Annotated in this window: 6 protein-coding genes and 1 pseudogene; 1 reads left to right on the top strand and 6 read right to left on the bottom strand. The window is 67.6% G+C overall.

Going from position 1 to position 7,464, the window contains the following annotated elements:
* Positions 1 to 55: 55 nt before the first annotated feature.
* From ACZ6ZT_RS34905 to ACZ6ZT_RS34890, 4 genes and pseudogenes are all read right to left on the bottom strand, one after another.
* Positions 56 to 1,426, bottom strand: a pseudogene (locus tag ACZ6ZT_RS34905) (transposase); the annotation flags it as partial.
* Between the two features lie 108 nt (positions 1,427 to 1,534).
* Complete coding sequence (locus ACZ6ZT_RS34900) at positions 1,535 to 2,062, bottom strand: TniB family NTP-binding protein (protein ID WP_469724465.1); 528 nt, start codon at positions 2,060 to 2,062, stop codon at positions 1,535 to 1,537.
* A complete protein-coding gene (locus ACZ6ZT_RS34895) occupies positions 2,059 to 2,907 on the bottom strand; it encodes an IS5 family transposase (RefSeq protein WP_469724464.1) in 849 nt (282 codons plus the stop codon). Before ACZ6ZT_RS34895 ends, ACZ6ZT_RS34900 begins: the two co-directional genes overlap by 4 nt.
* Positions 2,908 to 3,009: 102 nt before the next feature.
* Positions 3,010 to 4,113: a hypothetical protein gene (locus ACZ6ZT_RS34890; protein ID WP_469724463.1), complete on the bottom strand. Its 1,104-nt coding sequence runs from the start codon at positions 4,111 to 4,113 to the stop codon at positions 3,010 to 3,012.
* 191 nt (positions 4,114 to 4,304) lie between these two features.
* Between ACZ6ZT_RS34890 and ACZ6ZT_RS34885 the strand changes: the two genes are divergently transcribed.
* Complete coding sequence (locus ACZ6ZT_RS34885; RefSeq protein WP_469724462.1) at positions 4,305 to 4,529, top strand: hypothetical protein; 225 nt, start codon at positions 4,305 to 4,307, stop codon at positions 4,527 to 4,529.
* A 258-nt stretch (positions 4,530 to 4,787) separates the two neighbouring features.
* On the opposite strand, the gene ACZ6ZT_RS34880 is transcribed toward ACZ6ZT_RS34885, so the two are convergent.
* On the bottom strand, positions 4,788 to 5,726 hold the full coding sequence (locus tag ACZ6ZT_RS34880) for a hypothetical protein (RefSeq protein WP_469724461.1): 939 nt from the start codon (positions 5,724 to 5,726) through the stop codon (positions 4,788 to 4,790).
* Between the two features lie 30 nt (positions 5,727 to 5,756).
* Positions 5,757 to 7,464, bottom strand: a 1,708-nt coding sequence (locus tag ACZ6ZT_RS34875; RefSeq protein ID WP_469724460.1) for a DNA/RNA non-specific endonuclease, incomplete at its 5' end; no start/stop codon positions are given.

Here is a 7,464-nt window from a genome sequence, read left to right as displayed (position 1 = left end):
ACACCCCAGGCACTCACTGTCTCTCACACCACTGTCCCCAAACCGAGAGATCGCACCGCGCGGTGCGGGTGCGGCGTAGCTCGTCGAGTTGCTCGGGCGTGGCGGCGTCGGCGAGGTGGGCGGTGCCGAGGTGGCGGCCGGCCGGGTCGCAGACCTCGATCTCGTGGTCGTGGTGGGGCATGTGCCGGATCCTGACGGGGCGGCCTGCCTGGCCGGCCATCCACGCGCCGAGGTAGTCCCGGCCGCGCCAGCGGACCCCGTGGCTGCTCAGTTTCCGGACCCGGCCGTCGTCCTCCAGCATCAGCCCCCACAAGGCGGCCTCGGGGATGTCCGAGAGAGGTGTGGGGTCGGCCTGCCAGGCCTCGACGGGGGTCCGGCCGTTCAGGCCGGCTGGGCGGTGCTCGGTGTTCCACCACCGTGCCCAGTCGAGGACCTCGGCAGTGAACTCGACGAAGGTCAGCGGCACCGGCTCGTCAGGGTCGCGCTTCTTCTTGGCGGGCCGGGGCTTGGGAGTGAGGGTGTAGCCGGGCAGGACCGCGAAGAGCATGCGGTCCGCACTCCGGTTGAGGTTCTCCACCGTGCCCTTCAGGTGGGGGCTGTAGGCAGGGAGATCCTCGCGCTTGGTGTCCAGGTCGGTGAGGGCGCCCAGGACTGTCTTGGACAGGAAGTCCCGGCCGCGATCGACCCGCACGTGCTCAGGGATGCCCCCTGCAGGCCCGTAGGGGCCCGTGCGCAGCACGGCCGCGCGCAGGGCCGCCAGGATTGAGGCGCGGGACGGATGGCCGGGGGTGACCGCGGTGCCGGTGATGGTCTTCGTCGCGACGTCGATGAACCATGTCACCCACGGGCGCACCAGCTCTCCGTCCGCGTCGACCACGAGCGGCGCCTGGACATGGTCCGCCTCCCAGGTCTGGTTCCGCCACTGCAACGGGCGGCGCCCTTACACATCGTGGGCCCGGGCCGCCTCCGGCCCGCGGGCCAGACCCGCGCGCTCGCCCGCGGTCAGGTCACGGCGCACCGCACGCAGAAACGTCGACAACGACGGCACCGGATCCAACACCGGCACCGCCTCCATCGGCGCACCAGCCGGAACCACGGTGACCGGCTCGCCGGCCGCCGTCTTGGCGCGGGCCACCAGCTGCCGGTGGACCGCGGACGCGTTGCCCCGCCAGTACGCCAGCAGCACCCGTACCTCCGGCGTCACCTCGAACCGGTCCACCGACCGGGTACCCGGAACAGCCCCCGCGTCTGGATCGGCTTCGGCCTGCGCGAGCCACCGCCACACCGTCCGCTCCGACACCCCAAGACACTCCCCCGCAAGACGCACATGCCCCCGCGACAGCCGTCCCTGGGCCCGCAGCCGCAACAACCGCTGCACGGCAGGGCCGCGTAACGCCGCAAGCGCCTGCCCCTGGAGCTCGGGCATCAGTTTTGACACGTCCAGCGGTGCCCCCACCTCGGATGAGCTGATCATGAAACCGCCCTTTGCCGCCCCGTCTTGGCCCTCCCCCTTCCGATCCCGCCCCGCCGGACGCTACGGGTAAGGGCCCAGCCGGGCACAGGCCTGCTCGACCAGCGCACGGTCCACCCGTACATCCCGGCCGCGCTTGGTCAGGGCGTAGACGTGGGAGGTGATCTTTGCCCAGGTACGGAAGTTGCCCCGCGCCACCGTCGCATCCGCCCATCCCACATCCGCCGGATCGGCGCCCTCCCACACGTCGTGGAACATCGCCAGGGTCTCCGAGAGCCGCTCCTGATCCAGTCCGGGGACCTGGTGCCAGGTCAGCACCCGCGACCTCAACGCCGGTGCCCGCGCGATCACCCGTTCCGCGCCCGCCCCGCACAGCAGCAGCGCGGCAGCGGTCCCCGGCTCGTCCCATAGGAGGCGTAGGTAGTCCAGCAGCGGCGGGGACAAGCGCTGCGCGTCGTCGAGGAACAGCACCCCGGGCCGACGCAGCGCCTCGCCCAGGGCACGGTCGGCCGGCTGCGCACGGTCGTCGGCCAGGCCTCGGGCGGCTTCCTCCTGGATGCCGAGCGCGTCGAGCAAGGGCTGAAGGTTCACACGCTCACCTTCTGCGGTTCGCGCCAGGTGGGAGTGTTCTCGCCGGTGAGGCGGCGGGTCATGACCTGGGTCATGGCCCAGTAGACGCGGGAGACGGACGAGGCCGGGTGGTGCTCGTAGTCGCGGACCAGACGTCGGTGCAGTATCAGGATCCCGTAGGTCTGCTCGACCCTCCACCGCTTCGGCTGCGGAACGAACCCCTTCTCCTGCGGGTTGCGTTCGACGATCTCGACGTCGATGCCCAGGCCGGCTCCATGCGCGACGACCTGGTTCTTGAAGCCCTGATCGACAAGGGCCTTCTCGATGGTTCCGCCGGTGTGTTCGGCGACCTGGTCCAACAGGGTGATGCCCGCGGTGTTGTCGTGGGCGTTCGCGGCGAGGACGGCCACCGCGATGACCAGGCCGAGGACGTCCACGGCCAGGCCCCGCTTGCGGCCCGGGACCCGCTTTGCCGGATCCCGACCGGTTGTGGAGGCGGGGACCCCGGCGGCCGCATGGACACTCTGAGTGTCCAGTACCACCAGGGTCGGGTCCTCTAATCGGCGGGCCTTCTCACGGACCTGGCAGCGCAGGAGCTCGTGGATGACCTGGTCAGTGCCGTCGTCCCGCCAGGCCGCGAAGTAGTAGTACGTCGCGCTCTTCGGCGGCAGGTCGTGCGGGAGGTAGGCCCACTGGCATCCAGTCCGGCCCTGGTAGAGGATCGCGTTCACGATCTCCCGCATCGCATAGACGCCCTGGTGGCCGCTGACCGAACGGTGCCGGTCCTTCCACGCCGTGAGCACCGGCTCGATCAACGACCACTGCCCGTCCGATAAGTCACTCGGGTACGGCTTGCGTTCAGTCACCTCGTCACATCAGCAGATAAGCGACCTGGAACCGGCGGATTTAGACCACACCCACACCATCAGGCGACGCCAGAACCACCCGAAGACTCACGAACCACCCTCTTAGGACCTCGCCGCACTCCCACATCCGTCCTGAGAGGAATCGCCCCGCCCGACCGGCGCGCTGCGGTCGTACGGGTCGATTTTCGTGCCACCCTCGTCGGCCCGCCGGTCTTTACCAAAAGGCGGGGTGAGGTATCCCTTGGAGGCGTCGCAGCCGCCGTTGGTCATCTCATACTTGTACGAGATGACCGAGAACGTGCCCGGCTTAGTGATCACCTTGGAAGGATCGTCCCAACTCAGGACCAGCTCACGCCGGACGATCGTGCGCACGATCTCATCGTCGCCGCCCGCGTTCGCGCGGGTGACCGGGTAGACGAAGGTGACGTCGGCGGTCACCTCGACCGCGCCGCGCGGGCCCTCCCGATAGGTGAGCCGGCCCCGGGTCTTCACGACGTCGCCGACCAGCTGGGTGCGGGACGGCTGGAAGCGGCTGAAGAGGAGGAGGGGGTCGTTCTTCTCGCTCGGGGTTCGGAAAGCGGATTCCAGAAGGTCCTGGACGTCCTTCTGGTGTGGGTTGATCAGGGCGATGGCCTTCTCGGGACGCTCACCCCGCAGCACCGCGCGGTCCAGGCTGGACGCGACGAGGAAGTCCCGGCTGCCAGCGAGGGCACGTTCGACCTCGGCCGCGCCCATCCATCCGACTGCCCGGGCCTCCGGCACGGTGATCCCCGCCACTCCGTTCGCCCAGTCGGCCGCGGGCGAGCCGCGGAACGGTTCCTTCATGGTCGGACGTTGGGCCGCCCTCGCCGGGGGTCCCTGGGTCGGAGGGACGGTCTCGGCCGCCAGCGGCACGGAGTCAGACTTCCCGCCGGCGAACAGGTCCACCATCGGCCCCGGCACGAGCGCCACCAACACCAGAAGCAGCAGCGAGGCCAGCAGCCCGACCATGTACCAGACCCTGCGCCGCTTGGGCTGCGCGGGCGTGTAGCTGCGCCAGCCGTCTGGGTTGCGGCCGGGCTCTTCGCGCAGCCGCTTCGCCACCTCGCGGGCCCGCGCCGACGGCTCCTGGGGCGCGTCGGCAGCACCCGCCACCGACTCGCGCAGAAACCGCTCCCACTCCTCATCGGACTTGGACGCACCGTCCGGCTCCGTACCCGCACCCATCCTCAACCCCCTGGCAATCAGCAGACACCATCCCACTCCCCCGGGGACACGTCCGAACTATGAGGCGACCCCTGGAGCTTGGACACAGGGGTTCATACTGCGAGTGACAGTTTAACTGTCCTGAGCGCTACTGATCGAACTCCATCGGCAAGCGTTAGGAGAGTACGCCGTGGCGCCGACAGGTGTTGCAAATGAGCCACCGGACGATTTCCAGCCTCGCCTGCCGCGTTGCCAAGAGCGGCTTCTCCTCCATCATTTCTCCCTTTAAACGAAAAGTCCCGGAGCAGCGATCGGGCTTGGTGATGAGAGTGGATTGGGCGACATTTCCGGTGCCACAGCACATCAAGGTGAGGCAGGTGCCAATTCTGGGCAAAGGAGACGGAGATGGCGATGGGGACAACACGGTGGCGGAGTAGCGGGACGCTGAGGCATCCGGCACCCTGCGTCACGTCCTTCCATGCCCCCTGCGCTCACTTCCCCACCTGAAGGGGGCTGGCGAGGACGGGGGCGTCTTCGGTGGCGAGAAGGAGCAAAGCTCATCAAGTGGGGCACTGCACGAACGACAGTACGTCTATTTCCATGCGGGCAGATACCGGCCGGACCCGACCGGCACCGACCGGAACGGCCAATATGTGCTCGCACAGCCGCCGGGGCTACTCAGTGCGGAGGCGAGCTCACTGGATCAGGCTGGTGTGCGGGTGATCCGGGGATTGCGGGCAGACATAGAGCTGGAGGCGGTTACTCCGGGAAACCTGGACCATGGATGGGTTCGCCACATCTGGGTCCTCGAGGGTGATGAGGTCTCGGTCCTCGTACGGGACCCAACCTGTGTTGCTGCTGTCCCATTCGCACGAGGCAATCGTCAACAGCGGCACCATTCTTGCCTCGCAGGCGGCGCAGAAGCAGGCGATCGGATCGGTGAGGCCCCAACGCGGCCAGCCGCCGACTTTCCATCCCGGGGCGACGGACAGCTCCCTTGCGTAGTACGAATCCGGGTAAGGGGCCCAGGAACTGTCCACGGCGGCTCCGGCTACCTGCCAGTTGTTCCAGTCGCCGAGCCGCTGCTGCAGTTCCTTGTGCAGGTCCATGGGATTGGGATACTCGGAGATCTGCTCGGGCATGAGCATGCACGGCCGCGGTATGTATTCCTCGTACTCCACGGCGAAGGGGCCGGGCGGCGCGGCGAGGATCTCGGTGACTTCAGCGGAGGACCGCCAGAACAGCGCGGTCGGAGGCTTGTAGTCCGGCTCGTGTTCGAAGGGACACCACAGCACCTGGAGCAGGTCGGCCTGCCCGGGCGGTCGCAGCACGGGTACATCGCGCACGTACAGCTGGACTACGGGCACCATGGGGTTGGGACCGTCGCGCCACTCGTGATCCTGGTTGGCGTACACCCCGTACGCCTCGTACAGGTCGTTCGCCTCGTTGTGTGACTCCTCGCAGTGCGGCCACGGCTCGCCGGCGGGCCACAGCAGCGGCCCGCCGACCGAACTGTCGCGCGGAGTCGGGGATCCGGGGCGCGGGTGCAACCGGATCGCCGGGCGTGCCAGCGGGGCCAGTTGAGGAAATACCGCGGTGACGTCGACCGGCCGCGGCGGGGTGGTACGGCTCATTCTGGCTCCCGATGGCTCGAACTGGGTGGGTCAGTTTCCGAGGTTCAGCTGTCCGGTGTTCTTCTGAGTGTTGGTGATTTCGACGTCGGGGAACAGTGGCTGCGACGTACCGTCCGAACGCTCGACCCTAGCGCTCATCTTGACACCCTGAGGAATCGTGCTGTCGGTGTACAGGTAGACAGGTGTTACCTCGTAGAAGATCGCGTCATTAGGCCCAAGGATGCCGCCATCCTTGATCTCCCTCACCGCCCTTTGAACCACCGTCTCGTATGTCCGCATGCTGGGACTCCCCGTGTTCGTCCCAGACTGCCAGCAGGGGAAGAGATTATTGCCGTCGCCCGTTCCACCCTTGCCGCCGAGGGCGTTGGCTATCAGATGACACCGGGCGATCCCAGTACGGGGCGAGTACTGGTCGCGGAACTCTTCAGCGTCCTTCCAGCCGGTGATGTCAAACGTCTCCGCCTCGCTACCCTTCGGGGGCTTGATACCCAGGCACGCCTGAGCAATGGCCGCCCGCTCGCCGGGCGGCGACTGTGGGTCGGTCTTCTTGACGTGCGGCACCGGATCGGTGGTGTTCTTGATCCATCCGATGCCCGAAGGGACCCATCCGGTGGGAGGATTCTGGCGGCAAACGGCCTGTGGCTCCGCGATCGAACCGGATATCTCCAGCTTGAATTGGTCGCCTTCCACTACTCGCTGGTTTGCGAAGCCTTCGGCGACCTGGGCCTCACCAGCCTGCTTGTCGGCCAGCGGGACGTGAGCACGGGTGCAAGAGCTGCCCGTGCCGCCGTCCAGCACATCTGTGACCCACCCCCCGCGGGTGCTGTGACGGGGGAGGATCTCAGCGCACTGAGCACCATCGATTCCGCCTTCACGGGTGGCCGCGAAGGGGAACTCATCGCACCTGTCGTCCGCTACGAGGTCAGTGCGCGCCTGAAAGGTCCCACAGGTCCGAGCCGTCCGGCCGGCCAAGTCACCCTTCGCTCGGGTCAGCGGCCTGTCGCGCCCCCAGGCGCCGAGGTTGCTCTGGGCCCAGAGATAACCGGCCGCAGCGGCCCCGGCGCCCGCCGGGGTCGGCTGGTCGCTCATCTTGACGACCGGCATTTCGCTGGGCACAACGCAGCCGGGGTCCGGCGTGCCGGTGCTGGTCGTGTCCCGGACCGCGTCGTCGCAGCGGATCTTCTCCGGATTGCTCCAGGAGGCGCTCGGGTCGATGATCTGGGCACCGGGAGACCAGACAAACAACTCATACGACGTCGAGAAATCGACTTGCGTCCCGGGAGCCGGGGTGGATTCGTAGATCACATCGCCGACGAGGACCTTGTCCTTGATCAGGGGCTTACCGGTCCATACGGGGGACTTGGTGACCTTGCAACCGGCCGAGCAAGTGGGCTTGAGCCGCACATTCAAGGTCGTTACGGCCCCGGTCGCACCGGTCATGGTCGCTCGGACAAATTCGGTCCACTTGGTGCCCTTGGCGGGCAGGACGGCGCTGCTTGAAATGTCGAGCGTCCCGGTGCCGATCGGCTTGTCGTTACTGTCCTTGAGCGTGTAAAGCACGGTCAGGCCGTTGACGCAGTAGGTGAAGCGGTTGTAGTACCAATGCCCAGTGGCCGCGAGCGAGCAACTACCCGTGTCGGCGGCGGCAGCGGAGGCCGCCGCCGGTGCTGCGGCGAGGGACTTAGAGGTTGTTGTCTTTCCGGACTTGAGGGCGGCGTTTTCGCTGGTCAGGAGTAGG

Source organism: Streptomyces sp. NPDC102258, from assembly GCF_055584685.1.
This window is presented reverse-complemented; position numbering and strand designations above follow the sequence as displayed.

Excerpts from the sequence above, each read along its gene's own strand:
- ACZ6ZT_RS34890 (WP_469724463.1), bottom strand. The coding sequence starts at position 4,113 with ATGGGTGCGGGTACGGAGCCGGACGGTGCGTCCAAGTCCGATGAGGAG.
- ACZ6ZT_RS34885 (WP_469724462.1), top strand. The coding sequence starts at position 4,305 with ATGAGCCACCGGACGATTTCCAGCCTCGCCTGCCGCGTTGCCAAGAGC.
- ACZ6ZT_RS34880 (WP_469724461.1), bottom strand. The coding sequence starts at position 5,726 with ATGAGCCGTACCACCCCGCCGCGGCCGGTCGACGTCACCGCGGTATTT.